Source organism: Lacisediminihabitans profunda (assembly GCF_008040105.1).
Taxonomy (GTDB): Bacteria; Actinomycetota; Actinomycetes; order Actinomycetales; family Microbacteriaceae; genus Lacisediminihabitans; species Lacisediminihabitans profunda.
On the sequence record NZ_VRMG01000005.1, the window covers coordinates 103,616 to 127,528 of the forward strand.

The window sequence follows — 23,913 nt, forward strand, 5'->3', positions numbered from 1 at the left end:
TCAGCGCACCGGTGCCCAGGATCGCCACCCGAGATGGCGCCTCCATACTGGAGGAGTGCTCGAAACCGTCGGAGTGATCCGTGGGGCGCTCCGCGCTCGCGGCGTGCCGCTCGGGTTCGTCGTTGCGCTCACGGCGCTCTACTCGACCATCGCGGTGCGGCTGCACCTGAGGGTGCACACCGGAGGCTACGACCTCGGAATCTTCGAGCAGGCGATCCGCGACTACGCGGCGCTTCGACCGCCCATCGTGGAGCTCAAGGGACCCGGATTCAACCTGCTGGGCGACCATTTCCATCCGATCCTCGTGCTCATCGCGCCGTTCTATGCGGTGTTCCCGACGCCGATCACGCTCCTCGTGGCGCAGGCCTTCCTCTTCGCGCTCGCCGCCTGGCCACTCGTGTCCTGGGCCCAGCGCGCCCTCGGCACCCGCGTCGCCGTCGCGGTCGGCTGCGTGTACGGCCTGTCCTTCGGGATCGCCTCGGCCGTGGGATTCGACTTTCACGAGATCGCCTTCGCCGTGCCCCTTCTGGCGTTCTCGTTGAGCGCCCTCGGGCAGGGGCGGCTCACGGCGGCCTCCGCGTGGGCGCTGCCCCTGCTCCTGGTGAAGGAGGACCTGGGCGTCACCGCGGTCGCCGGAATCGGAGTCCTGATCGCGTGGCGGGGCGCGCGCCGACTCGGCATCGTCACGGCCGTGATCGGGATCGCCGCCTCGGCCATCGAGATGACCGTGCTGCTGCCCCTCGTCAACTCCGCGGGGAGCTACGACTACTGGAGCAAGTTCGCGGGTGGTCGCCCGATCCTCGAGGTGGCGTTGACCTCCGTGGATGAGAAGCTCGGCACGCTCCTCCTCACGCTGGCGATCACGGGATTCGCCGCCGTGTGTTCCCCCATCGTGCTCGTGGCCCTGCCGACCCTGCTCTGGCGATTCGTGGGCGACGACCCCAACTATTGGGGAACGCGGTATCACTACAGCGCGGTGCTCATGCCGATCGTCGTCGCCGCGATGATCGAGGCGCTCGCGCGCTGGAAGCGGTCCGATTCCCGCCGCGCCAGGAGGGGTATCCGCGTCACGGTCGTCGCGGCCGTCGCCATCACCCTGGTCACGATCCCGAACTACTCGCTGGAACGGCTCATCGAGCCGACCCTGTGGCAGCCGAATCCGCGCGCCGGCGCGATCCACGCCGCCCTGGCGAAGATACCGGATGGCGCGACAGTGTCAGCGTCGGACGACCTGGTTCCGCAACTGACCTCGCGCGCCACCGTGACTCTCTTCGGTCTGGCACCCCTCAACGCGATTCGACCGGAGTGGATCGTGGTGGACCCGTACTCCAGCAGGCATTTTCAGGTGCATCGGGGGCAGGAGCAGCGCGACCTCGCCGAGGCGCAGACCCACGGCTATCGGGTGACCTTCCATCGTGATGGGATAACGCTTCTGCGCCGCTCGCCCTAGGCCTCGGGCGGGCCGCCCCCTCGGCGCATTCGAGCGCTGCCGACCCCTTTTCGCGAGGCGAAAGGTGTACTAGCGTCGAAGTGTGCCCAGGTATCGCGGGGCGGATGACGCCGAACTGTTTTTCGAAGACAGGGGAGTCGGGCCGCCCATCGTGGTGGTGGCTGGGGGCGGTCCCCGTCACCCCGACTACCTCGAAGACCTCGCCGGGCTGGGCGACCACTACCGACTGATCGTCCCGCACCTTCGAGGAGTCGGGCGCACCCCCGCGACCGATGGCAATCTGGGGTCCTGGTGGCACGAATCGGCGGACATCGAGTGTCTGCGCGAGCACCTCGGGCTGGATCGCGTCACCATCGTCGCTCACTCTTCCGGCCGAGCGATCAGGCGAGTCTCGAGGCCTGGACCGACGCGACGGCGCCGGTGGGGTACGCGGCGTGGGGCGAGCGGCAGCAGCTCCACTCGCGGGTGGGGTCAGTGAACTATCGGGTCAACCGAACCTACTTCAGTGTTGCCCCGCCCGTCGATCTCGCGGAGCGGCTGACCCGGGTCGAGGCGCCGGTCCTGGTGATCGCGGGGGCGGAGGACGCAGTCACGGGCGCGGCCCCCGCCGTGGCGATGGCGCAGCTGTTTCCCCGCGGCGCCGCCACGGTTCTCGACGGCTCGGGCCATTACCCGTGGGTGGACCAGCCGCGCGCGTTCCTGGCCGCGGCCCGCGAATTTCTCGACCGGCCGGAGTGAGGCGCGACCGAGGCGGTCGTCACGGAGCGTGCGGTGGGGTGCCCGTGCTGGCCCGCAGCACCAGCCGCACCGGAACGATGGATCGCACGGGCACGATCGGGGCATGCTCGATCTCCTCGAGGAGGATCTCGATGCTGCGCTGTCCCACGAGGTCGAAGTCCTGGTGCACCGTGGTGAGCGGTGGCCAGAACGAGTCGGATTCGGCCATGTCGTCGAACCCCACGATGCTCACGTCCTGGGGTATCCGCCTGCCGCTCTCGTGCAGGGCGCTCATGATGCCGAGCGCCATTGCGTCGTTGGCGGCGAACACCGCGGTGATCTCCGGCCTGTGAGCGATCTCCAGCCCCAACGCGTGACCGGATGCCGCGGTCCAGTCGCCGCGGAAGAGGGGAGGCACCGCCCTGCCGTGGGCCTGGAGGGTGTCGCGCCACGATTCGTGGCGGCGGCTTGCGGGGTATGAGCCCTCCGGCCCGGCGACGTGCCAGACCGTGTCGTGGCCCAGGTCCAGCAGGTGCTGCGTCGCCAGCCGCGCGCCCTCGGTCTGGTCGTTGTCGACGACGGGGTAGTCGGCGCGGGCCCCCGAGTCGACGACGACCACCGGCAGGCCCGGCGGCAACTCCACCTCGGAATTGTCGACGAGGTGCGCCTCGATCAGCAGGATGATGCCGTCGACGGCCTGCTCGACCAGGTTCGTGAAGGCTGAACTCACCGCCTCCTGGGTCGGATCCCGCACCGGCACGAGCGTGATGGAGTACCCGGCCGCGGCGGCGGCCACCGTGATGCCGTCGAGCGTTCGCATGTTGCCGTAGGTGGACAGGGTGAACATGGTGATGCCGATGTTGCGGAAGCGGCCAGATCGAAGCGCACGGGCGGCCTTGTTCGGGCGGTAGCCGAGCACCTGCATGGCCTGAAGGACGCGATCGCGAGTGGCCGGCTCCACGTTGGTGAGCCCGTTCGCCACCCGGGAGACGGTCTGGGTCGACACCCCGGCGCGCTCGGCGACGTCCGCCATCGACGGGCCGCGGGCGGGGCGGGGTGCTCGCGGAGGAATTGTCTCGGTCATGGTGGCTTCATCCTAGGGCTTGCATGTTTACGTCAACATGCTAGTCTGACCCTGCGGATGTTGACGTAAACATCCGAGTGTTCGACGGGAAGAAAACATGACATCGACGTCCATAGTCCGGCTGGCCCAGCGGGCCACACCGGCGCGGCGAAACCGCCGCGACTGGCGCGGCTGGGCCTTCGTGGCACCGTTCATGCTGGTGTTCCTTGCGATGATCATCGCTCCGGTGGTCTACGCGATCGGCCTCAGCCTGTTTCGCGAGCAGCTCTTCGGCGGCACCGTCTTCGTGGGGCTCAACAACTACCTCGCCGTCTTCCAGGATGCCAAGTTCTGGCAGGCGCTCGGCCGGGTCACCCTCTTCCTCGTCGTGCAGGTGCCCATCATGTTGGCCCTGTCGCTCACGGCGGCGCTCGCGCTGGACAGCGCCCGGCTGCACGGGGCGGCCTTCTTCCGCATCGCCATCTTCCTTCCCTATGCGGTGCCCGGAGTGGTCGCGGCACTGATCTGGGGCTTCATCTACGGCGATCAGTTCGGCCTGACCGCGGGGATCAACGATCTTCTCGGCGCCCATGTGCTCGAGCCGTTCAGCGCGCAGGCGATTCTCGGGTCGATCGGCAACATCGTCACCTGGGAGTTCATGGGCTACAACATGCTCATCTTCTACGCGGCGCTGCGCGTGGTGCCCTCCGACATCTACGAAGCGGCGGAGATCGACGGCGCGGGCGCGATGCGCACGGTCTTCAGCATCAAGATCCCCGCGTTGCGCGGCGCGATCGTGATCGCGACGATCTTCTCGATCATCGGCAGCTTCCAGCTCTTCAACGAACCCAACCTGTTGAAGATCCTCAGCCCCAACGTGATCACGAGCTACTTCACCCCGAACATGTACGCCTACAACCTGTCGTTCGCCGGGCAGCAGTTCAATTACGCGGCCACGGTGGCCATCGTGATGGGCGTGATCACCGCGGTCATCGCCTACGTCGTGCAGCTGCGCGGCTCCCGGCAGGAGAGCATCTGATGGCCGTCACCGCACTCGCCCGTTCGCCGCGCGCCCAGCTCAGGGCGGCACGCAAGCGCGATCCTCGCCAGCGACGGTCGGTGGTGCTCACGATCGTGATGGCACTTTTCGTGCTGTACTCCGTGGTCCCGCTGCTCTGGCTGATCATCAACGCCACCAAGAGCCAGCCCGACCTGTACTCCACGTTCGGGCTGTGGTTCGGCAAAGACTTCACCCTCTTCCAGAACATCGTCGACACGCTCACCTACCGCGACGGCATCTTCGTGAAGTGGTTCGGCAACACCCTCCTCTACGTGGTGGTCGGAGCCGGCGGGGCGACCCTGCTCGCGACGGTTGCCGGCTACGGGCTTGCCAAGTTCACGTTCCCGGGCAAGCGTGCCGTCTTCGCGGTGATCCTCGGCGCCATCGCCGTGCCGGGTACCGCTCTGGCGGTGCCCACCTTCCTCATGTTCAGCCAGGTCGGGCTCACCAACACGCCGTGGGCGATCATCCTGCCCTCGCTGATCAGCCCGTTCGGCCTCTATCTGATCTGGACCTACACGATCGATGCGGTGCCGACCGAACTGCTCGAGGCGGCACGGATGGACGGGTCCGGTGAGTTCCGCACCTTCTTCACGATCTCGCTTCGGCTGCTGGCGCCCGGGGTCGTGACGGTGCTGCTCTTCGCCATCGTCGCAACCTGGAACAACTACTTCCTGCCGTTGATCATGCTGAGCGACCCCACCTGGTACCCGCTCACCGTCGGCCTCAGCCAGTGGAGCGCCCAGGCCACCGGGGTCGCGGCGCAGCCGATCTACAACCTGGTGATCACCGGCTCGCTGATCACCATCATCCCGATCGTCGCCGTCTTCCTCCTGCTGCAGCGCTACTGGCAGTCGGGGCTGGCCGCGGGAAGCGTCAAGCAGTAACGGGAGACCGCTGCTCGATTGTGCACCACTCCTCCCAGGGCGTCCTGCCCATCCTCATCCCGAAGAAGTGAAAGGAACACCATGAAGATCACGTCACGCACAGTGTCGTTGTCGCGTCGAATCGCCGCGATTGTGGTCGCCAGCGCCCTCATCGGCACGGCCCTGGCCGGCTGCGCGAGCACCTCGTCCGGCACGCCAGCCGGCTCTACCGATGTCGCCGCCGCCCTCAAGAAGGGCGGAACCATCACCTACTGGTCGTGGACCCCGTCCGCCGAAGCGCAGGTCGCGGCGTTCGAGAAGGCGTACCCCAAGGTGCACGTCAAGCTCGTCAACGCCGGTACGAACACCACCGAGTACACGAAGTTGCAGAACGCGATCAAGGCCGGCTCCGGCGCACCCGACGTCGCCCAGGTGGAGTACTACGCGATCCCGCAGTTCGCCCTGAGCAAGTCCCTCGTCGACCTCACGGCCTACGGCTTCGACTCCCTGAAGAGCGCATACACGCCGGGCCCGTGGAGCTCCGTCAACGTGGGCGGCGGACTCTACGGCCTGCCGCAGGACTCCGGCCCCATGGCCCTGTTCTACAACAAGACGGTCTTCGACAAGTACGGCCTGACAGTTCCCACCACCTGGGACGAGTACATCGCCGACGCCAAGAAGCTGCATGCGGCCAACCCCGAGGCCTACATCACGAGCGACTCCGGCGACTCGGGATTCACCACCAGCATGATCTGGCAGGCCGGCGGCCGTCCGTTCACCTCCAACGGCTCCAAGGTGAGCATCAACCTCCAGGACGAGGGCAGCAAGAAATGGGCCTCAACCTGGAACGAGCTGGTCGACAACAAGCTCCTCTCTCCCGTTCCCGGCTGGAGCGATGACTGGTTCAAGTCCCTGGGCAACGGAAATGTCGCCTCCCTCATCACCGGCGCGTGGATGCCCGGTGTGCTCGAGTCCTCGGTGAAGGACGGTTCTGGCCAGTGGCGCGTCGCCCCCACGCCGACCTATGACGGAAAGCCGGCGAACTCCGAGAACGGCGGAGGCGGACAGGTTGTGCTCAAGCAGAGCAAGAACCCTGCCCTCGCCGCGGGCTTCCTGAAGTGGCTGAACAACAGCCCGGGGAGCATCAAGGTGTTCCTCGCCTCCGGCGGTTTCCCCTCGACGACCAGCGAGCTGAACTCTGAGGCCTTCCTCGCCGACGCCCCGGATTACTTCGGCGGCCAGAAGATCAACGAGGTGCTCGTGCAGGGAGCGAAGGACGTCTCCACGGGATGGTCCTACCTTCCGTACCAGGTCTATGCGAACAGCATCTACGGTGACACCGTCGGCCAGTCCTACGTGTCAGCGGGCGACCTGAACGCCGGACTGAGCGCCTGGCAGAAGTCGCTCGCCGACTACGGCAACCAGCAGGGCTTCACCGTCACCACGAAGTAGCACCGCCTCGGTGTGCGGCCGGCGGACCCAGCAGGTTCCGTCGGCCGCTCGCCGCGCCCCCGACCACCTCACCCCTAAGGACCGCGACGCATGGACAGATTCGAGATCGAGGACGATGACTTCGTCCTGAACGGCGAACCGTTCAGAATCCTCTCCGGTGCGATCCACTACTTCCGTGTGCACCCCGACCAGTGGGCGGACCGAATCCACAAGGCGAGGCTCATGGGCCTCAACACCATCGAGACCTATGTGTCCTGGAACTTCCACGCCGAGACGCCGGACTCGTGGACCCAGTCCGGGCGCGCCGATCTCGACCGGTTCCTGCGCCTCATCCAGGCCGAGGGGATGTACGCCATCGTTCGGCCCGGCCCCTACATCTGCGCGGAGTGGGACAACGGCGGACTGCCCGCGTGGCTCTTCGCGAACCCGACCGTGGGTATCCGCCGCGACGAGCCGCAGTTCATCGCGGCGGTGACGACCTACCTCAACCGGGTGCTCGGCATCGTCGCGCCCCTGCAGATCGGCAACGGCGGGCCGGTGATCCTCGTGCAGGTCGAGAACGAGTACGGCGCGTACGGCGACGACGCGTCCTACCTGCGAAAGCTCACCGACATCACCCGCTCGGCGGGCATCACCGTTCCATTGACCACGGTCGACCAGCCACAGGACGACATGCTTGCCAATGGGTCGCTTCCCGAGCTGCTCAAGACCGGCTCGTTCGGATCCCGCGCCGTGGAGCGACTGGAGACCCTTCGGAAGAACCAGCCGACCGGTCCGCTCATGTGTTCCGAGTTCTGGGACGGCTGGTTCGACCACTGGGGTGCGCATCATCACACCACCTCGGCCGGGGAATCGGCGGCGGAACTGGACGCCTTGCTCTCCGCCGGCGCATCCGTGAACATTTACATGTTCCATGGCGGCACCAACTTCGGGTTCACCAACGGTGCGAACGACAAGGGCGTGTACCAGCCGATCGTCACCAGCTACGACTACGACGCGCCCCTCGACGAAGCGGGCCAGCCCACCGCCAAGTACTGGGCCTTCAGGGAGGTGCTCGCCAGGCACTCGAGTCTGCCCGCCGAACTGCCCGCCGCCCGCGTTCCCGCGCCGGACTTCTCGGTTCCCCTCGACCGGGCGGTGAGCCTCTTCTCCGTCGCGGACCGCCTCGGCTCCTGGTCGTGGTCCGATGGGTTGCCGTCGATGGACGAACTTGGCCAGTACAGCGGATTCGCCCTCTACTCCCACGAGATCGACCTCGACCGCGTCGCGGTGCTCGAGATCGGTGAAGTGCGGGACCGGGCGTACGTCTTCGTCAACGACTCGCCCATCGGGGTGCTGGCCCGCGATCATCACGATCGCAGCATCAGCGTGCCGGCCGGGCGCGGCACCCTCTCCCTGCTCGTGGAAGACCAGGGACGGGTCGACTACGGCGACCGAATCGGCGAGCCGAAGGGGCTGATCGGACCGACAGTCCTCGACGGCGTCCGGCTCCAGCGGTGGGGCGTTCTTCCTCTCGACCTGCGGTCGCTCGCCCCGGTGGACGCCGCCCTGGATGCCGGCGCCGACCATCCGCGTTCCCTCAGCGGGCCCGTGTTCGCGCGCGGCCACTTCTCGCTCGCCGCCGTGCAGGACCTGTTCCTCGACACCTCGTCGTGGGGCAAGGGAGTGGTCTGGATCAACGGTTTCTGCCTCGGCCGGTACTGGTCGCGCGGTCCGCAACGCACCCTCTACGTACCGGCCCCGGTGCTGAACCGCGACCGGAACGAGATGGTCGTGCTCGAGCTCGAATCCGCGGCCTGTGCGGAGGCACGATTCGTCACGGAGGCGAATCTGGGGCACACCGAATTCTGAGGGTGGGTTCGGGTGCTGTCGAATCAGGTTTTGCCCAGTGCACCGATCTAGAATCGGTCGTGCTGAGGAAGTAACCCGGACGACAAGAGGAAGCCATGACCAACCTGCGACGAGTTGCTGCCATTGCCGGAGCAGCGGCCATTCTCATGGCCATGGTGGGATGCAGCGCCGGAGTGCGGGCGCACGCGGTGGCAGTCGTGTCGCCCACCCCGATGACCACACCGACACCGATGGCTGTCACACCGACGCCCGTCGCGGCCCCGTCGCCCCCGCCGGTCCCCGTCTCGGCCGCCTGCGCCGGAACACCCGCCGGCACCAAGCACATCTACGTGAGCATCGCCCAGCAGCACCTGTGGGCGTGCGACGGGGTGACGCTGCTCACGGAATCCGCCGTCACCACTGGCGCATCGGCGCTGAAGAATGTGCACGACGCGACCCCCACCGGCACCTTCCACATCATCAACAAGGTGCGCAACACCGTGCTCGCCGGCCACGACGTCAACGGTTCCTGGAACGACCACGTCGCCTACTGGATGCCGTTCTCCGGCGGCGACGGATTCCACGACTCGCCCTGGCAGACGTTCCCCCTCGGTAGTCCGCTCTACACGACCCAGGGCTCCCATGGCTGTGTGCACTTGCCGCTCGACGTGATCGCTTCGCTCTTCGCCTGGACACCCGTGGGAACCGCGGTCACCATCCGCGCCTGACCCGCGGACCCGCATCGATCGACCGGATCGCGGTGGGGATGAATCGCGGCCGTCTCGGCCCTACCGAGTGATCGGTTCGAGAAGCACCAGCGGGATCTGCCGCTTCGTCTTCTCCTGGTAGCCGCCGTAGTTGGCGTACCTCCCGGTGATGATCGGCCAGAGCCGGGCGCGCTCGTCGGCGGTGGCGACCCGCGCAAGCATGGGCACTCGAGGGCGGCCCTCGACCACGACCTCCACCCGCGGGTTGTCGCGGAGGTTGAGGAACCAGGCCGGATGCCGGTCGTCCCCACCGCGGGACGCCACTACGACGTAGGCATCGCCCTCCTTCAGCGGAGACGTGAGCATCGTCGCCCGACGCTCGCCGCTTCGGCGTCCGATCGTCGTCAGCTCGATCACGGGCATGTCGGAGATCGTCCAGCCGACCCGTCCGCGAGTGATCCACTGCAGGAAGCGGTGCGAGGCCTCCATCGCCTTGAGTGAGAGGGTGCTCGGCATACTCGGTCAGCCCTCCCGCGAGAGGCGGGCGGCGGGCGATGAGGTGGCGAGGATGGTCATGGAGGCATCGTACGTCGTGAGGCGGATCACCGCCCGGCCGCGACGCCCAACGCGCTCCGGCTCAGCGTGCGATGGGCGGCCGCGCCACGATCACCACTCCCTCGCCGTCGATCGACATCGCCCCGGCGGCGAAGGGGACGAGCGTCGTGGTTCCCCGGGACAGCTCCAGCGTGGCTCCGTTCTCGGTCGTCAGCGTCATCGATCCCTCGAGCGCGATGAGCACCGCGAAGCCGGCCGGCAGCGTCTGGGGACGGGAGACGCGGTCGAGGCGGAAGTAGCCGGCCGAGGCGGCCGGGAGCACCGGCCCGTCCGAGTCGACCTGCCGCACGAGCGAGAGGATCGCGTCGCGCGACCACCCGCTCGTGTCGACCGCGGAGAGGGCGAGTTCGAAGCCCAGCCCCAAGTGCCCGTCCGCCGCGCCGTCGAGCTCGAAGCCCGTCCACTCGAGCAGGATCGACAGGTCCTCCGGTTCCTGCACCTCCGCGAGCAGGATGCCCGGGCCGATCGCATGCAGCAGCCCGGGCGGCACGTACACGGTGTCGTTCGGCGCGACGTCGATCGCGTGCAGCAGGCCGAGCATGCGCTCGGTCTGCTGGCCGTCGACGAGGCCGCGCAACTCGGCGAGGTCGATGGACTCGCGAAGGCCCAGGTGCACCGTGCCCGGGGAGAGGATGTACCAGGCCTCCGCCTTGCCGTGCGCCGCCGCGAGGTGCTCGGCGGCGAACCCGCCGTCCGGGTGGGCGTGGATGGGAAGCCGCTGCCCGGCGTCGAGAAGCTTCACCAACAGCATCGTGTCCGCGCCGAAACGCTCGACGTGAGCCGCCCCGAGCCAGCCGAGCGGGTCGCTGGAGACCGCGTCCGCGAGAAGCTCGCCGTCGGGAAGCCGAGTCTGGCCCACCGGGGCGTGTCCGCGCACGCTCGTCGTGGAGCCCACCCAGTCCTCCGGCGTGAACGGCGCGGCAGGGGGCCCAGACCGGAAGTCGGAGATGCGGCTCCCACCCCGGTAGAACCGATCCGCTGGCTGGTTGGCGGGCAGGTGGATCGGGTCCGTGCCGTAACGGCTCATTCCGTTTCCCGGCTGGTGGGGACCAGGACCGTGACGTTGTTCTTTCTCAGGGCGTTGGCCAGGTCCTCCGGGGGAGCGCTGTCCGTGACGAAGTAGTCCGCTCGGCCGAGCTCCGCGACCTGGGCGAAGAGCTGACGCCCGAACTTGGAGGAGTCCGCGAGAATTGCCACCCGCGAGGCGCGGGAAATCATTTCACTCATCATGACGGCCTCGGCCAGGTTGCTCGTCGAATACCCGCTTTCGGCCGAGACAGCCCCCACCGAGATCAGGGCGAGGTCGCATCGCAACTCGAGATCATTGCCGCCACCGGCGAACTGGAAACCCACCGGGCCTATCGTGGACTGCCCACTCAGTCGCACGGCGCCCCCGAAGAGATAAAGGTCCCGGCAGACATCGGGCGAGATCTCCGTGGGGATCCGGAGGTTGTTCGTGGCCACGGTGAGCTCGCGGTGGTTGCGCAGGTGGCGCACAACGGCAAGCGTGGTGGTGCCGGCGTTGATCATGATTACGGATCCGTTTTCGACGAGTCCCGCTGCCAGCGCGCCGATCCGCTCTTTCGCGGAGGTCTGGAGTCGCATGCGCACGTCGAGCTTCTTCTCGATGGACGACATCACCGACGAACTGACCGCGCCACCGTGAGTCCTGATGAGGACGCCGTCGACATCGAGCTGGTCGAGGTCGCGTCGGATGGTGTCGGCAGACACGCCGAATCGCGCGGCAAGCGCCGCCACCGTGACCTGACCTGCCTCGGCTACATGGGCGGCGAGTTCGGCCTTGCGGCCGGCAGGGAGGCGGGACGGCTGGTCATCCCCGTCCGCGGAGGAAAACTGAGAAGAAGTCACGCTGGATTGTAGCATTTTGTTGCATTTGTGGTCAAGAATCTCCTGAGATTGAACGTCGGCGATGCGTGTTTCTTGCATGAATACGCAAGCACTATCACTCGCTTGATGGCCTCGAGGGCCGGTTCTCTCGGAATCTGAGGGGATCGCGACTTTATTTCCTGCGATTCGCCGCTTGACGGCGATTGCCGCGGGCCGCTAGCATCGGGGCAACAAAGCGCAAGAAAGCGCATTGAACAGCACAAGGCAGCAGCTCCCGGATTGGAGAACCATGAATAGCAAAGGCGCTACGGTTAAACGCGGAATACTCAGTATTCTCGCCACCGTCTCCGCGATCACCCTCATCACGGCGTGCAGCAGTGGAGGCGGATCCACTCCCGTCGCCGCAGGGAAGGTGACACTCGAATTCTCCCAGTGGTGGGAGCCCGAACTGCCGGCGGGGGCGCTTCGTTCGGTGATGGACGACTTCCAGGCCGCGAATCCGAACATCACGGTCAAGCTGCTCAGCGCACCGTACGCGTCGACGAAGGACCAGACAATTGCCGCCGCCGCATCGGGCACCATGTCCGATGTCGTCGGCCTCGACGGCGCATGGGTCAGTGACTTCGCCAAGCAGGGTTCCGTTGCGGACCTCTCCAAACTCATGAAGAGCGCGAAGTACGACGAAAGCCAGCTGGCCAGCCAGATCAAGGTCGGCGGCTCCACCTACATGATCCCCGTCGTCAACTTCGTCTACCCCATGTTCACCAACGACGACCTGCTGGCGAAGGCCGGCATTTCTCAAGCGCCGACGACCAGGACAGAGTTCACCGCCGCCGCCGAGGCGTTGAGCAAACTGGGCGGCAACACCAAGGGATGGGTCCTTCCGCTCTCGCTGCAGGCACCGAACGGCATTCAGAACGACGTCATGTCGTGGGCGTGGGCCTCGGGCGGAAGCATGCTCAAGGGCGGAAAGCCAGACCTCACCAATTCCGCTGTGACCAGCGCGACGAAGTACGTCAAGGAACTCTGGGACAAGGGAGTCGTCTCGCCGGGTGCCCTCACGATGACAGAGCAGGACAAGGTCGAGGAGTTCACGAACGGTCGCGTCGGAATGATGATCGACTCCCTCTCGCACATCACCACAATCCGTGAAAAGAACCCGAACCTCAAGTTCAGCATCTCCGCCATCCCAGCCACTGATGGCTTCGCGGGCAAGCGCGGTATCCCATACGCCTCCTGGGGCATCGGCATCTCTGACAACAGCAAGCACAAGGCAGAAGCGTGGAAGCTCGTGCAGTACCTGATGAGCCAGAAGGTCAACTCGAAGCTGTCTACGCTGGCCCACGCGTTCCCCGGCAACACCAAGTCTGAGCCTGACTTCACCGGGACGGACCCGCTCTTCAAGACGGCGTTTGACATCTACAAGAGCGGCGCCCCCGTCAACGAGTTCACGGGTCTGCCGGTTGCCGACCAGCTGATGCGTGACTTCGATGAACAGTTCCAGGGGGTGCTTACCGGAACGCAGTCCGTGAACGACGCGCTGAAGAAGGCCCAGGCCGCCTGGAAGACGCAGTTCTAGTCCCGCACATCGCCGTTTCACGCGGCCGCGCCAGTGGATTCCCCCTGGCGCGGCCCGACCGACCTAGGAGGTGAACGTCTTGAGTATCAAGATCATCAACGCTGATGTGTCGAGGGGCGCGTCAACGAAGTCGTTGGGGAGGAGGCTCGCCCCGTACGGATTCATCTCCCCAACAGCCGCACTGCTTTTCGTCCTCATGTTCATCCCGATTGCGATGGTCGTCGGCTACTCGGTGATGGACAACGTCATCGTCAACAAGCACCCGCAGTTCATCGGATTCGACAGCTACATCAAGGTGCTGACAAACAGCGTGCTGCCGACGGCGGTAATGAACACGGCCGTCTTCACGGTCGTGAGCGTGATCGCCCACCTCGTGCTCGGCCTGCTGTTTGCGATGATGCTCAACACGAAGTTGCTCAGCAATGTCACCACCGGGCTCTTTCGGGTCATCTACATTCTCCCGTGGCTGTTCACGGTGGCGATTATCGCCATCCTCTGGAAGCTGCTGCTCAACCCGAACGGCGTCATCAACTACGCGCTCATCAGCCTCGGACTCACCGACAAGGGCATCGAGTGGCTGTCCAGCCCAGCGACAGCGCTCATCGCGGTCACCTTCATCAACATCTGGGCGGGCTATCCGTTTTACATGGTGAGCCTGCTCGCCGGTCTGCAGGGAATCCCGAAGGACCTCTACGAGGCGGCCAAAGTGGACGGCGCAAGTGGCTTCCAGCAGTTTTGGAGCATCACCCTCCCGCAGCTCAAGCCGATCATCATCAGCATGTCGATGCTCGACGTGATCTGGACCTCGCAGCAGTTTGCGTTGATCTGGATGACGACGGGAGGCGGTCCCATCAACGTCACCGAAATGCTCAGCACCTTCACCTACAAGCTGGCGTTCAGCAACTACCAGTTTTCGCAGGCCTCGGCGAGCGCGGTCATGATCCTGGTGCTGTCCACGATTCTTGCCTTCTTTTACGCCCGGTACCAGAAAGCGCGGGACTGACCATGGCGACCAAGCGACGCGGCCACCTCCTCAAGAAGACGGGGCTGCTGGTGGCCCTGTCTGCCGGTGCGATCTTTGCCGGCTTTCCGGTGCTCTGGATGGCATCCAGCTCGTTCAAGTCGAACACCGAGATCTTCGCCTATCCACCGAAATTGATCACCGAGCACTTCTCCTTCGATGCGTACATCGCGATTCTCACGGATCCGACCAAGGTGCGCTTCTTCATCAACAGCTATGTGGTTGCGATCTGTGTCACCCTGCTCACGTTGCTCGTTGCGCTGCTCGCCGCCTATGCCTTCAGCCGCTTCGAGTTCCGGTTCAAGAAGCCGCTGAGCATGCTCATTGTGAGCGTTCAGGCGGTGCCACCCATAACCCTGCTGATCCCGTTCTTCGGATTGATGGTGGTGCTCGGCCTCTACAACACGTACCTGGGGCTGATTCTCACCTACATGGTGTTCACGCTGCCCTACGCGATCATCATGATGACCGGGTACTTCAACACGCTGCCGAAGGAGCTCGACGAAGCTGCTCGAGTGGATGGAGCGAGCTCGATGGGGGCGCTCTGGCGAATCCTCGTGCCGATCTCGGTGCCGGGGATCGTCTCGGTCGGCATCTACACGTTCATGATCTCGTGGAACGAATTCCTCTTCGCCCTCACGCTCACGCGCACGCCAGACATGCGGACAGTGCCGATCGGCATCCAGTTGCTCATGGGGCAGAACTCGTACGAGTGGAACCAGATGATGGCGATGAGCATCCTCGGGTGCATCCCCGTGCTGGTTCTCTTCCTCTTCTTCCAGCGGTTCTTCATCGGCGGCATGACAGCCGGCGCGGTCAAGAACTAGAGCAGCGGAACATCGCTTCACAAACCAACCAAAGGAGAAACACCGAAATGTTAGTGAATGGCAAAGACCTTCTGGCCGTGGCGAACGCGAACGACTTCGCGGTGCCGGCGTTCAACGTCAGCGACCACGCGATGATGACCGGACTCTTCGAGATCAGTGAGGAGAAGCAGTCCCCGCTGCTGGTCGCGATCCACCCCGATGAGCTCAGCCACATCGGAACGGACATGCTGCCGGCCATCATCGCTCGGGCGCATCGCTCATCGGTTCCGGTCGCCATCCACCTCGATCACGGCGCCACCTACGAGCAGGTGCTCCAGGCGATCCAGTGTGGCTTCACCTCGGTGATGATCGACGGCTCGATGCTGCCGTTCGAGGAGAACATCGCTGTCACCAAGCGAGTCGTGGAGACGGCGCACGCCGTCGGTATCTCGGTCGAGGGCGAGTTGGGCACGATCGGCAAGCTGGACAACTACGGTGAGGGCGGAGCCGCGGCAATCATCTACACCGATCCCGACGAGGCGGTGAAGTTCGTCGAGGAGACCGGGGTGGATAGCCTCGCCATCGCGATCGGCACGAGCCACGGCATCTACCCCTCCACGATGAAGCCGGAGCTGAAGCTCGGGCTACTCAAGCGCATCAAGGAGAAGGTGAGCATCCCGTTGGTGCTGCACGGCGGATCGAACAACCCGGATGGAGAGATCGCGGAGGCGGTGACGCTGGGCGTGAACAAGATCAACATCTCCAGCGACATCAAGGTCGCCTACCACGACAAGATGCGTGCGGTGCTCGCCGACCTGGGCGAGCGGGAACCGAACTCCATCCAGCCGCCCTCCGTCGCGGCGATGAAGGTGGTCGCCGCTCAGAAGATCGACCTGTTCAACGCCGCGGGAAAAGCAGCGCTGTACTAGACCGATCCCTATCGTTATGTCGATGAACACGAAGTTGGTATTAGGCCTCGGCGGCACCGTCGATTACGAGATCAGGTGGGACTCCCGCGTGATCGAGGACCTTGTCGGGGAGTACTCGATCGTCGAGTCCGAGTTGGACTCGTCGATCTCGGTGAAGACTGAGCGAGACCTGGTCGTCTCCCTGCTGGCTTTCGTGCGAGGCGGTGTCGGGGGGGAGCGATTCGTCGCCTCCTCCGACATCGTGGAGACGTTCGCCTCGCGATTCGACAAGCGCATCACGCTGGGCGGAACCTGCGTGCGGGCGGCGATGGCGATGCAGACTCTGGGCGTCAGCAGCACCGTTCATCTCGTGAGCATCGACGACAATGTTCGCCGCCTGCTGCCACCGGGGTGTGCGTACATAAGCAGCGCCCAGGGCGACACGACCGACCCGCATCTCATCGTGCAGTTCAACGAGGGAGCGCGGGTGACCGCCGGCGACATCGATATTCGAGCACCCCATCCGAACCGGGTGATCTTCGCCAACGATCCGCCGAACGGTGAGTTGGCGCTCAGCGACGACTTGGGCTCTGCCCTGGAGAGCGCAGAGGTGTTCATGCTCTCGGGCTTCAACAGCATCCAGTATCCGGGCCTGCTCAACCAGCGGCTTCTCGGTGTCCGGCAGCACATGACCCACCTCTCGTCGAGTGCCGTCGTGTTCTACGAAGACGCCGGATTTCATGTGCCGGAGATGAGCCTGCGCGTTCGCGACGCACTCATCGACGTGATCGACGTCTATAGCCTGAACGAGGACGAGATGCAGGCCTACCTCGGCCGTGGCCTCGATCTTCTCGATGCCCGGGAAATGGGTCAGGCCCTTCGCGAGCTTCACGCCCTCATCCCGGCGCCGACCCTCGTCGTTCACACTAAGTATTGGTCGCTCGCGCTCGGCGAGCACGCCCAGAGCTACCGGGCCGCGCTGCAGGGCGGGATAACCATGGCCAGCAGCCGATACCTGCTCGGGGACGAGTTCACCGAGGAGGACTACCGCGAGGTGGGGCTCAGGCTCCCCGGCGAGCGCGGCGCGGAATTCGCCGCCGCGCTCGAGGGCCGGCTCGGGGACGACGTCAGCTGCGTTCCGGCCCTGGTCCTCACAGCCGAACACCCCACGACGATTGGCCTGGGGGACACATTCGTCGGCGGCTTCATCGCGGCGCTTTCCGATTCGTCTTGTCTGCTGATTTCGAGCCTTGACGAGGAAGCCGACTGACCCGGTGGGTGAGCCGGGGCTCCCAGCGGCTCAGGTCGCCGTGCCCTCGACCCCGGCGACGATGTCCTCGTCGAGTTCCACGGTGAAGCCGGCGCCGGTCGAGGCACGCAGGTCGTCGACCGAGGTGCCCGGTGCCGCGGCACGCAGCACGAGGCCGTCGGGGGTCACGTCGAAGACCGCGAGATCGCTGATGATGCGGTGCACGACCCGACTGCCGGTGAGGGGCAGGTCGCACTCCGCCACGATCTTCGGGCTGCCGTCCTTGGCCACGTGCTCGGTCACCACGACCACGCGCGGAGTGCCGGCGACGAGATCCATGGCACCGCCCATGCCCTTGACCAGCTTGCCGGGGATGGTCCAGTTGGCGAGGTCCCCGTGGCCGGAGACCTGGAGGGCCCCGAGGATCGCGATCTGCACGTGACCGCCGCGGATCATCGAGAACGAGGTCGCCGAGTCGAAGTAGCTGCCGCCGGGGAGCAGGGTGACCGTCTGCTTGCCCGCGTTGATGAGGTCGGCATCCTCCTCGCCCTCGAACGGAAAGGGCCCCATGCCGAGCAGCCCGTTCTCGCTCTGCAGGGTCACCCGCACCCCGTCGGGGAGGTGGTTCGCCACGAGGGTCGGGATGCCGATCCCCAGGTTCACGTATTCGCCGTCGCGCAGCTCCCGCGCGGCGATGGCGGCCATCTCGTCTCGAGTCCATGCCATGTTCGTCTCCTCCCGCGGAGTTCTAGTCGGCGACCGTCGCGCGGGGGCGCACGGTTCTCTGCTCGATGTCCTTCGTTCGCGGCAGAGACTCGACGAGTCGCTGAACGAAGATGCCCGGCGTCACGATCGCGTCGGGATCGAGGTAGTCGGTGTCGAGCACCTGCTCCGCCTCCGCGATCGTGATCCTGCCGGCGGTGGCGACCACCGGGTTGAAGTTGCGCGCGGTGTGGCGATAGATCAGGTTGCCCTCGCGGTCGGCCTTGAACGCGTGCACGAGGGCGATGTCGGCGACGATGCCGCGCTCGAGAAGGTAGGTTTCACCGTCGAACTCGGCGAGCGTCTTGCCCTCGGCCACCGGAGTGCCGACCCCGGTCTTCGTGTAGAAGCCGGCGATGCCCGCCCCGCCCGCCCGCAGTCGTTCGGCGAGCGTGCCCTGCGGCACGAACTCGACCTCGAGTTCGCCGTCCAGGTATTGCCGGGCGAAGAGCCTGTTCTCGCCGACGTACGAGGCGACGACCTTCTTCACCTGGTGGTTCTCGAGCAGGATTCCGAGGCCCTTGCCATCGACGCCCATGTTGTTGGAGACGATGGTGAGGTCGGTGGCGCCCGAGTCGCGCAGGGCCTCGATCAGGTCGGACGGGTTGCCGCTCAGCCCGAAGCCCCCCACCGCGATGGTGGCCCCGTCGTGCACCGCATCGCGCAGAGCCTCCGCTGCCGATGGCCAGACCTTTGACATGAACACTCCCTCGTGTGGTTGCCCGGGCCGTTCCGACCACAAAGTGGTCAGGAAATGCCCGAACACCACGCTAGTGTTCCCAATCTGTTTCTGTCAAAGTTGCCGAGCGTTGGCCAAGAATCCGATCACAGCGTGGTCAGGCGAGCTATCGTTATCCACATAGTGGTCAGAAAGGGAGCAGCGGATGGCGGAACCGATCCAGGGCGGGCAGGTGATCTCGCGGGCGAGCAGCATCCTGCGCATCGTGAGCGAGAACGCCGAGGGGGTGTCGTCGGCTGACGTGGCGAGGCGGGCCGGGCTCACCAGGCCCACGGCCCATCGGCTGCTCTCGTCGCTCGCCGCCGAGGGGCTGCTCGACCACGACAGCGACCGCGCGCGCTGGCACCTCGGGCCGGAGCTGTACGTTCTCGGTTCCCTTGCCGCCGAACGGTACGACATCACGGATGTCGCCCGCGACGGCGTGCAGGCCCTCGCGCGGGAGACCGGAGAGAGCGCGTTCCTCTCCGCGCGCCGCGGCAACGAAACAGTGTGCCTGGTGCGCGAGGAGGGCAGTTTTCCGGTGCGGTCCTTCGTGTTGTACGAGGGCGTGCGGTTTCCCCTCGGTGTCGCATCGGCGGGGCTGGTGATGCTCGCGTTCTCGGCTGACGACGAGATCGACCGGTACCTGGCGCGGGTGCCGCTCGAGGCGAACTGGGGACCGCAGCACTCCGGGGAGGCGATCCGACGGCGAATCGCGCTCACCCGCGAGACGGGCTACGCGGTCAACCCGGGGCTCATCCTCGAGGGGAGCTGGGGCATGGGGGCGGCGATCTTCGACGACCGCGGCCGGCCGGCCTGGGCGCTGAGTATCACCGGGATCGAGCCGCGGTTTCGGGCCGAGCGGCAGCCGGAGCTCGGGCGGCTGCTCCTCGAGCAGGCGCACCTGGTGGGGCAGCGGCTCGCGAGCACGCCCCGGCACGCCTCGCGGGGGTGAGCGCAGGCCGCCAATCAGCGCAGTTCCACCGGCACCGTGTGCGGCCGCTCCCAGGTGAGGGTCAGCCCGTCGCGACTCTCCGGGAGGACGGACCCGGCCACCTCCTTGGTGATGACCGCCCGGATGGTGTCCAGCATGTCTTCGTAGCGGGCCACCGCATCCAGCCGCAGGGTCGTCACCTCGTCACGGACGAGCACCCGGCCCACCCCCTGGATCAGGACCATGGTGCGATTCGGGGCGACGGGCACATGCTCGAAGCGGTGGAGCCGCTCCCGCAGGAGCACGAGCGGCAGGGACGAATCGGTGGGGCGAACGGTCGCCGTGAGTGCGAGCATGCCGCCAAGCCTGCGCCCGGCGGGTAACGGGAAAATGAATTGTGGCTGTGCGGGAGGCGTGAATCTCGATTCGGTGGGACTCCCGGTCAGCGGGTCTTCGGCAGGCAGGCCGCGAGCCTCCGTTCGAGCGCCGGTGCCAGGGCGCGGCTGTGATGCCGCGCACGATAACAGCCCGCGGCAAACAGCGGGGGTCGCCGGGAGGTGGCACGATTAACATCAGACCGCAGGAAAGAAGCATCATCGTGACGCAGCCAGGCAACCGATCAGCCCCGACCCTCCAGCCGGGGGACAGGTTCGTGCACACCGACCCGCTCGACCCACTCGTGGCACCTCTCCTCGAGGACCTGGAGCGCGAGTACGACGGACGCTACGGCACGATGTTCGGTGAGCCGGCGGCGGCGGAGATCTCCCGCTACCCCGCCGAGGCCTTCACCGCGCCGGGCGGCACGTTCGCCCTGTTGTTGCGCGGCGGCGCGGCGATCTCGGGCGGAGCCTTCATGACGATCGACGAGTCGACCGTCGAGGTGAAGCGCATGTGGACCCACGTCGACCATCGCGGCCAGGGGCTCGCCAGGCTCGTGCTCGCCGAACTCGAGGCGGAGGCGCGCCGACGCGGTTTCCGCACCGTCGTGCTGAGCACCGGGCCGCGCCAGCCCGAGGCCGTGCGGCTGTACCTCGCTACCGGCTACACCCCGCTGTTCGACCCCGCCCTCAGCGCGGAGGCGATCGTCATCCACTCCTTCACCAAGGACCTGGAGGGGGCAGCATGACCGGCGTCGAGTCGACCGGTATCGACGTGACCGTTCCCCCGAGCGGCACGGGCTGTCTGGAGTGCGATGCCGCCGGCGGCTGGTGGGTGCACCTGAGGCGGTGCGCGCAATGCGGCCACATCGGATGCTGCGACTCGTCGCCGGCCAAACACGCGACGGCCCACGCGGCGGCGACCGGGCATCCCATCATCCAGAGCTTCGAACCCGGGGAGGACTGGTTCTGGGACTACCGAACCTCCGCAATGATCACCGGCCCCGCGCTGGCACCGCCGGCGCACCGCCCGGTCGAGGAGACCGCTCCCGGCCCGCGCGATCGGGTGCCGGCGAACTGGCGCGACCTGGCGGGCTAGTCCGGGGAGAAATTCGACCAGAATCATCGGGTACGGAGCGACTCAGTCGGCGTACCATTTGCTAACAGAGATTCTCTGCCGTCCACGTGAACCGCGCAGCGTGCCGGTCGTCGGTGGGGACGATGGGCGGCGAGCAATGAGCATGATGGCCGAAATGATGTCCATGTCGATGAAGGACATGAAGGACGCGCAGAAGATGGACATGGCGGGCATGCAGGCCTGCATCGAGGCGTGTTCGGCGTGCGAGCAGGCCTGCACGGTATGCGGGGACGGCATGATGGACATGCCGCGCTGCGCGAGCATGTGCGCGAGCACCGCGGATGTCTGCAACACGATGATGCGCATGATGATGCGCCCGGCGGGTTATGACATGGCCGCGATGATGTCGATGCTCGAGACCACGATCGCCATGTGCACGGCGTGCGCGGCCGAGTGCATGACGCACGCGGACATGCGCGAGGAGTGCCGGATGTGCGCTCAGGCCTGCATGGAGTGCCAGAAGGCCTGCGAGGCCATGCTCATGTCGATGAAGTCGATGCCGATGAGCTGACGCCTGGGACTCAGGCGGCGAGCTCGCCCTCGACGAGCACGTTGAACCAGCGATCGCCGACCGCGACGACCTTGTAGACGCCGTGGATGCCGACCGGCTCGCCCACGGCCGCGAGGTTCTCGAGCGCCTCGTGGTGCCAGACGTTCACCGCGCTGCCGTCGAGGAGGTGGAGGCGCACCCAGCCGTCCCCGATCGGGGTGCCGACCACGGCATCCAGCCACTTGCTCGGCGTCGCCGAGACCACGCGCTGCTGGATGAGGTGCATCGCGTGCCCCGCCCCGACCTTCTCGCAGCCCATCGCGTGCTCGCTCTGGCAAGCCGAGAGCTGCTGCGCGGGCTGGGGAGAGTGGGACATTCTGGCCTCATCATGGTCGGAACCGGGCCGAACCGGCTCCGGTCACTTCACGTTAGCGGCGGCCGCGCGAAGAGTCACTCGTGCCCGTAACCCAGCGAAACATTGGTCGAGCGGCCGCCGCTGACCGCAGCGAGATCCGCCGGATCCTCGCTATCGGGGGCAAGTCGTTGCTACTGTGGTGAGTGTTGCCAGTGTTACTGGTGTTACACGCGACCTGGTCGCATGTCATGTATGGGGATCATGAGCTACGCAAAGCACGCCAGCGCCCTGCCGCGCAGCGCCGACAAGGCCCGACTCCGACTGGTCGCGGGGCTCGTCGCCTTCGCCCTGCTCGCCGCCGGGTCGGTGGCGTCCGGCCAGGCCGCGTGGGCCGTGACCTACCCCAGCTGGGGAGACGTGCAGGCCGCCCGAGCCAGCGAGGGCGCCAAGAACGCGGAGATCGCGCGCCTCCAGGGCCTGCTGAACGCCCTCAGCGCCCAGGTGCAGGCCACCCAGGCCGAGGCCGAGAAGAAGGGCAACGACCTTCAGGCCGCCCAGCAGAAGCTCGACGAGGCCTCGCTCAAGGCCGACGCCCTCGCGGCGCAGGCGGATGAGGCAAAGGCGCGCGCCAAGACCTCGCGCGAGCGGGCGGGGGCCATGGCCTCCCAGATGGCGCGCTCCGGCAACACCGAGGTCGTCGCCACCCTCATGTTCAACGGCGGCAAGGCCGCAGACCTCCTGTCTCAGCTCAGCCTCGCCAGCAAGGTGACAGACCAGTCGAAGGGACTGTACGAGAAGGCGGTGCAGGAGCAGAACAGCGCTCAGTCGCTCACCGACCAGAGCACCCTCGCCAAGACCGCGCTGAAGACGCTCGCGGAGGCCGCCCAGGTGGCCCTCGATGAGGCCCAGACTGCCGCAACGAACGCCACCAACGCCCTCGCCGAGCAGACGGCGCACAAGTCGGAGCTCGACGCGCAGCTCGCGCTGCTCGTCAACAACACCCAGCAGACCGAGGCCGGCTATCGCACAGGAGTCGCCGTCGCCGCGGCGGCGAAGGCGGCCGCCGAGGCCGCGGCGCGGGCGGCAGCTGCCGCTGCTGCCGCGGCGGCTGCCGCAGCCGGAGGCGGGAGCAGCGCCGGACAGCCGGGATCGAGTGGATGGGCCAGGCCCGCCGGCGGTCGGATCACGAGCGTCTACGGCTACCGGCTCGACCCGTACACCCACCAGAACGCCCTGCACTCGGGCACTGACCTCGGCGCGGGTTGTGGCACGCCGATCTGGGCCGCGCACTCCGGCCGGGTCATCTACGCCGGCCCGTACGGCGGCTACGGCAACTTCGTGCAGATCGCCAATGAAGACGGAAGCGGAATCTCCACCGGCTACGGCCACATCGTCAACGGCGGCATCCTGGTGAGCGTCGGCCAGCAGGTCAGCGCCGGTCAGCAGGTCGCTCGGGTCGGCAGCACCGGATGGTCAACCGGCTGTCACCTCCACTTCGAGGTGCGCTACAACAACGTGGCGCGGGACCCGGTGCCGTACCTCCGCGACCGGGGCATCGACCTCTAGCTGGCGCCCGGTCCTGGCGGTTCGGGCGCTCCTAGCGAGCGACCGCAAACGTAGTGGAGAATGAGAGCCATGTCCAAGAAAATCGACGCGACTCTGAAGGACCTCGTCAAGGCCCTCGAGAACCACGCGAAAGTCGTCGGCGGCCGAAACGTGTCGCTCAAGAAGTCCCAGCGTGCCGCGGCGAAGCTCCAGGCGGCCGCGAGTGCGTACTCCGTGGCGGTCTACACGAAGACGGGTCTGGACAGCCCGTTCAACGACGTGCTGCGTCCCGGGCTCGACGAGGCGACCGTCGCGTCGTTGGAGGCCGAGCGCGATGCGCTCGCGAAGATCGTGACCGGCTCGATCCCGCAGCAGCAGCGCGAGGCCAGCTAGCCGCACAGATCGCGTGGGGCACCACGCAAG

The 23,913-nt window shown here is 66.4% G+C and carries 27 protein-coding genes; 19 read left to right on the forward strand and 8 right to left on the reverse strand.

What is annotated here, in order from left to right:
- Positions 1–55: 55 nt before the first annotated feature.
- The 3 genes from FVP33_RS05055 to FVP33_RS19765 all read left to right on the forward strand — a co-directional run bounded on the left by FVP33_RS05055 (position 56) and on the right by FVP33_RS19765 (position 2,188).
- Positions 56–1,450 (forward strand): DUF2079 domain-containing protein, encoded by a 1,395-nt coding sequence (locus FVP33_RS05055; RefSeq protein ID WP_222706629.1) that lies wholly within the window; start codon positions 56–58, stop codon positions 1,448–1,450.
- An 82-nt stretch (positions 1,451–1,532) separates the two neighbouring features.
- The gene (locus FVP33_RS19760; RefSeq protein ID WP_222706630.1) at positions 1,533–1,928 is read left to right on the forward strand and encodes an alpha/beta fold hydrolase; all 396 of its coding nucleotides are present in this window, start codon (positions 1,533–1,535) and stop codon (positions 1,926–1,928) included.
- On the forward strand, positions 1,925–2,188 hold the full coding sequence (locus FVP33_RS19765) for an alpha/beta fold hydrolase (RefSeq protein WP_222706631.1): 264 nt from the start codon (positions 1,925–1,927) through the stop codon (positions 2,186–2,188). Before FVP33_RS19760 ends, FVP33_RS19765 begins: the two co-directional genes overlap by 4 nt.
- Positions 2,189–2,207: 19 nt before the next feature.
- On the opposite strand, the gene FVP33_RS05065 is transcribed toward FVP33_RS19765, so the two are convergent.
- The gene (locus FVP33_RS05065) at positions 2,208–3,251 is read right to left on the reverse strand and encodes a LacI family DNA-binding transcriptional regulator (protein WP_147782556.1); all 1,044 of its coding nucleotides are present in this window, start codon (positions 3,249–3,251) and stop codon (positions 2,208–2,210) included.
- Positions 3,252–3,348: 97 nt separating this feature from the next.
- Between FVP33_RS05065 and FVP33_RS05070 the strand changes: the two genes are divergently transcribed.
- The 5 genes from FVP33_RS05070 to FVP33_RS05090 all read left to right on the forward strand — a co-directional run bounded on the left by FVP33_RS05070 (position 3,349) and on the right by FVP33_RS05090 (position 9,166).
- Entirely contained in the window at positions 3,349–4,269 is a 921-nt protein-coding gene (locus FVP33_RS05070; RefSeq protein ID WP_147782557.1) for a carbohydrate ABC transporter permease, read from the forward strand.
- 98 nt (positions 4,270–4,367) lie between these two features.
- Positions 4,368–5,177, forward strand: coding sequence for a carbohydrate ABC transporter permease (locus FVP33_RS05075; RefSeq protein ID WP_246142242.1), 810 nt, complete (start codon positions 4,368–4,370; stop codon positions 5,175–5,177).
- An 81-nt stretch (positions 5,178–5,258) separates the two neighbouring features.
- Complete coding sequence (locus tag FVP33_RS05080; protein ID WP_147782559.1) at positions 5,259–6,608, forward strand: ABC transporter substrate-binding protein; 1,350 nt, start codon at positions 5,259–5,261, stop codon at positions 6,606–6,608.
- A 90-nt stretch (positions 6,609–6,698) separates the two neighbouring features.
- Positions 6,699–8,459 (forward strand): glycoside hydrolase family 35 protein, encoded by a 1,761-nt coding sequence (locus FVP33_RS05085; RefSeq protein WP_147782560.1) that lies wholly within the window; start codon positions 6,699–6,701, stop codon positions 8,457–8,459.
- Positions 8,460–8,554: 95 nt separating this feature from the next.
- Positions 8,555–9,166 carry a L,D-transpeptidase gene (locus FVP33_RS05090; RefSeq protein WP_147782561.1) on the forward strand — a complete coding sequence of 204 codons (612 nt, stop codon included), beginning with the start codon at positions 8,555–8,557 and terminating at the stop codon, positions 9,164–9,166.
- 60 nt (positions 9,167–9,226) lie between these two features.
- Here FVP33_RS05090 and FVP33_RS05095 read toward each other — a convergent pair whose 3' ends face one another.
- From FVP33_RS05095 to FVP33_RS05105, 3 genes are all read right to left on the reverse strand, one after another.
- Positions 9,227–9,661, reverse strand: a complete 435-nt coding sequence (locus tag FVP33_RS05095; protein WP_147782562.1) for a nitroreductase/quinone reductase family protein — start codon at positions 9,659–9,661, stop codon at positions 9,227–9,229.
- A 121-nt stretch (positions 9,662–9,782) separates the two neighbouring features.
- A complete protein-coding gene (locus FVP33_RS05100) occupies positions 9,783–10,787 on the reverse strand; it encodes a class I mannose-6-phosphate isomerase (protein WP_147782563.1) in 1,005 nt (334 codons plus the stop codon).
- Positions 10,784–11,629 (reverse strand): DeoR/GlpR family DNA-binding transcription regulator, encoded by an 846-nt coding sequence (locus FVP33_RS05105; RefSeq protein ID WP_246142180.1) that lies wholly within the window; start codon positions 11,627–11,629, stop codon positions 10,784–10,786. Before FVP33_RS05105 ends, FVP33_RS05100 begins: the two co-directional genes overlap by 4 nt.
- A gap of 268 nt (positions 11,630–11,897) precedes the next feature.
- On the opposite strand from FVP33_RS05105, the gene FVP33_RS05110 reads away from it, so the two are divergent.
- The 5 genes from FVP33_RS05110 to FVP33_RS05130 all read left to right on the forward strand — a co-directional run bounded on the left by FVP33_RS05110 (position 11,898) and on the right by FVP33_RS05130 (position 17,192).
- Positions 11,898–13,187, forward strand: a complete 1,290-nt coding sequence (locus FVP33_RS05110; RefSeq protein WP_147782565.1) for an ABC transporter substrate-binding protein — start codon at positions 11,898–11,900, stop codon at positions 13,185–13,187.
- A 70-nt stretch (positions 13,188–13,257) separates the two neighbouring features.
- Complete coding sequence (locus tag FVP33_RS05115) at positions 13,258–14,190, forward strand: carbohydrate ABC transporter permease (protein ID WP_425460935.1); 933 nt, start codon at positions 13,258–13,260, stop codon at positions 14,188–14,190.
- Positions 14,191–14,192: 2 nt separating this feature from the next.
- Entirely contained in the window at positions 14,193–15,035 is an 843-nt protein-coding gene (locus tag FVP33_RS05120) for a carbohydrate ABC transporter permease (RefSeq protein WP_147782566.1), read from the forward strand.
- Between the two features lie 47 nt (positions 15,036–15,082).
- On the forward strand, positions 15,083–15,943 hold the full coding sequence (locus FVP33_RS05125; protein WP_147782567.1) for a ketose-bisphosphate aldolase: 861 nt from the start codon (positions 15,083–15,085) through the stop codon (positions 15,941–15,943).
- 22 nt (positions 15,944–15,965) lie between these two features.
- Positions 15,966–17,192 carry an ADP-dependent glucokinase/phosphofructokinase gene (locus tag FVP33_RS05130; RefSeq protein ID WP_147782568.1) on the forward strand — a complete coding sequence of 409 codons (1,227 nt, stop codon included), beginning with the start codon at positions 15,966–15,968 and terminating at the stop codon, positions 17,190–17,192.
- A 30-nt stretch (positions 17,193–17,222) separates the two neighbouring features.
- Here FVP33_RS05130 and FVP33_RS05135 read toward each other — a convergent pair whose 3' ends face one another.
- Both FVP33_RS05135 and FVP33_RS05140 read right to left on the reverse strand, forming a co-directional pair.
- Positions 17,223–17,897: a CoA transferase subunit B gene (locus FVP33_RS05135; RefSeq protein ID WP_147782569.1), complete on the reverse strand. Its 675-nt coding sequence runs from the start codon at positions 17,895–17,897 to the stop codon at positions 17,223–17,225.
- 22 nt (positions 17,898–17,919) lie between these two features.
- On the reverse strand, positions 17,920–18,633 hold the full coding sequence (locus FVP33_RS05140) for a CoA transferase subunit A (protein WP_147782570.1): 714 nt from the start codon (positions 18,631–18,633) through the stop codon (positions 17,920–17,922).
- A 184-nt stretch (positions 18,634–18,817) separates the two neighbouring features.
- Between FVP33_RS05140 and FVP33_RS05145 the strand changes: the two genes are divergently transcribed.
- Positions 18,818–19,606: an IclR family transcriptional regulator gene (locus FVP33_RS05145; RefSeq protein WP_147782571.1), complete on the forward strand. Its 789-nt coding sequence runs from the start codon at positions 18,818–18,820 to the stop codon at positions 19,604–19,606.
- Positions 19,607–19,620: 14 nt separating this feature from the next.
- Here the strand turns inward: FVP33_RS05145 and FVP33_RS05150 are convergent, their stop codons facing one another.
- Positions 19,621–19,941, reverse strand: coding sequence for a hypothetical protein (locus FVP33_RS05150; protein ID WP_147782572.1), 321 nt, complete (start codon positions 19,939–19,941; stop codon positions 19,621–19,623).
- A gap of 242 nt (positions 19,942–20,183) precedes the next feature.
- Between FVP33_RS05150 and FVP33_RS05155 the strand changes: the two genes are divergently transcribed.
- The 3 genes from FVP33_RS05155 (at position 20,184) to FVP33_RS05165 (ending at position 21,611) form a co-directional block, all read left to right on the forward strand.
- Positions 20,184–20,711 (forward strand): GNAT family N-acetyltransferase, encoded by a 528-nt coding sequence (locus FVP33_RS05155; protein WP_246142182.1) that lies wholly within the window; start codon positions 20,184–20,186, stop codon positions 20,709–20,711.
- Positions 20,708–21,061 carry a UBP-type zinc finger domain-containing protein gene (locus FVP33_RS05160; protein ID WP_147782574.1) on the forward strand — a complete coding sequence of 118 codons (354 nt, stop codon included), beginning with the start codon at positions 20,708–20,710 and terminating at the stop codon, positions 21,059–21,061. Before FVP33_RS05155 ends, FVP33_RS05160 begins: the two co-directional genes overlap by 4 nt.
- 136 nt (positions 21,062–21,197) lie before the next feature.
- On the forward strand, positions 21,198–21,611 hold the full coding sequence (locus FVP33_RS05165; RefSeq protein ID WP_147782575.1) for a four-helix bundle copper-binding protein: 414 nt from the start codon (positions 21,198–21,200) through the stop codon (positions 21,609–21,611).
- A 10-nt stretch (positions 21,612–21,621) separates the two neighbouring features.
- On the opposite strand, the gene FVP33_RS05170 is transcribed toward FVP33_RS05165, so the two are convergent.
- Positions 21,622–21,966, reverse strand: a complete 345-nt coding sequence (locus FVP33_RS05170) for a hypothetical protein (RefSeq protein ID WP_147782576.1) — start codon at positions 21,964–21,966, stop codon at positions 21,622–21,624.
- A gap of 240 nt (positions 21,967–22,206) precedes the next feature.
- Between FVP33_RS05170 and FVP33_RS05175 the strand changes: the two genes are divergently transcribed.
- Positions 22,207–23,511, forward strand: a complete 1,305-nt coding sequence (locus FVP33_RS05175; protein ID WP_147782577.1) for a M23 family metallopeptidase — start codon at positions 22,207–22,209, stop codon at positions 23,509–23,511.
- 69 nt (positions 23,512–23,580) lie between these two features.
- Positions 23,581–23,883 carry a hypothetical protein gene (locus FVP33_RS05180; protein WP_147782578.1) on the forward strand — a complete coding sequence of 101 codons (303 nt, stop codon included), beginning with the start codon at positions 23,581–23,583 and terminating at the stop codon, positions 23,881–23,883.
- Positions 23,884–23,913: the final 30 nt, after the last annotated feature.

Coding starts and splice junctions, on each gene's coding strand:
- FVP33_RS05150 (WP_147782572.1), bottom strand. CDS start 19,941: ATGCTCGCACTCACGGCGACCGTTCGCCCCACCGATTCGTCCCTGCCG.
- FVP33_RS05075 (WP_246142242.1), top strand. CDS start 4,368: ATGGCACTTTTCGTGCTGTACTCCGTGGTCCCGCTGCTCTGGCTGATC.
- FVP33_RS05065 (WP_147782556.1), bottom strand. CDS start 3,251: ATGACCGAGACAATTCCTCCGCGAGCACCCCGCCCCGCCCGCGGCCCG.
- FVP33_RS05125 (WP_147782567.1), top strand. CDS start 15,083: ATGTTAGTGAATGGCAAAGACCTTCTGGCCGTGGCGAACGCGAACGAC.
- FVP33_RS05120 (WP_147782566.1), top strand. CDS start 14,193: ATGGCGACCAAGCGACGCGGCCACCTCCTCAAGAAGACGGGGCTGCTG.
- FVP33_RS05140 (WP_147782570.1), bottom strand. CDS start 18,633: ATGTCAAAGGTCTGGCCATCGGCAGCGGAGGCTCTGCGCGATGCGGTG.
- FVP33_RS05110 (WP_147782565.1), top strand. CDS start 11,898: ATGAATAGCAAAGGCGCTACGGTTAAACGCGGAATACTCAGTATTCTC.
- FVP33_RS05080 (WP_147782559.1), top strand. CDS start 5,259: ATGAAGATCACGTCACGCACAGTGTCGTTGTCGCGTCGAATCGCCGCG.
- FVP33_RS05170 (WP_147782576.1), bottom strand. CDS start 21,966: ATGTCCCACTCTCCCCAGCCCGCGCAGCAGCTCTCGGCTTGCCAGAGC.
- FVP33_RS05175 (WP_147782577.1), top strand. CDS start 22,207: ATGAGCTACGCAAAGCACGCCAGCGCCCTGCCGCGCAGCGCCGACAAG.
- FVP33_RS05145 (WP_147782571.1), top strand. CDS start 18,818: ATGGCGGAACCGATCCAGGGCGGGCAGGTGATCTCGCGGGCGAGCAGC.
- FVP33_RS05160 (WP_147782574.1), top strand. CDS start 20,708: ATGACCGGCGTCGAGTCGACCGGTATCGACGTGACCGTTCCCCCGAGC.
- FVP33_RS05100 (WP_147782563.1), bottom strand. CDS start 10,787: ATGAGCCGTTACGGCACGGACCCGATCCACCTGCCCGCCAACCAGCCA.
- FVP33_RS05090 (WP_147782561.1), top strand. CDS start 8,555: ATGACCAACCTGCGACGAGTTGCTGCCATTGCCGGAGCAGCGGCCATT.
- FVP33_RS05180 (WP_147782578.1), top strand. CDS start 23,581: ATGTCCAAGAAAATCGACGCGACTCTGAAGGACCTCGTCAAGGCCCTC.
- FVP33_RS05085 (WP_147782560.1), top strand. CDS start 6,699: ATGGACAGATTCGAGATCGAGGACGATGACTTCGTCCTGAACGGCGAA.
- FVP33_RS05095 (WP_147782562.1), bottom strand. CDS start 9,661: ATGCCGAGCACCCTCTCACTCAAGGCGATGGAGGCCTCGCACCGCTTC.
- FVP33_RS05130 (WP_147782568.1), top strand. CDS start 15,966: ATGAACACGAAGTTGGTATTAGGCCTCGGCGGCACCGTCGATTACGAG.
- FVP33_RS05070 (WP_147782557.1), top strand. CDS start 3,349: ATGACATCGACGTCCATAGTCCGGCTGGCCCAGCGGGCCACACCGGCG.
- FVP33_RS05165 (WP_147782575.1), top strand. CDS start 21,198: ATGAGCATGATGGCCGAAATGATGTCCATGTCGATGAAGGACATGAAG.
- FVP33_RS05135 (WP_147782569.1), bottom strand. CDS start 17,897: ATGGCATGGACTCGAGACGAGATGGCCGCCATCGCCGCGCGGGAGCTG.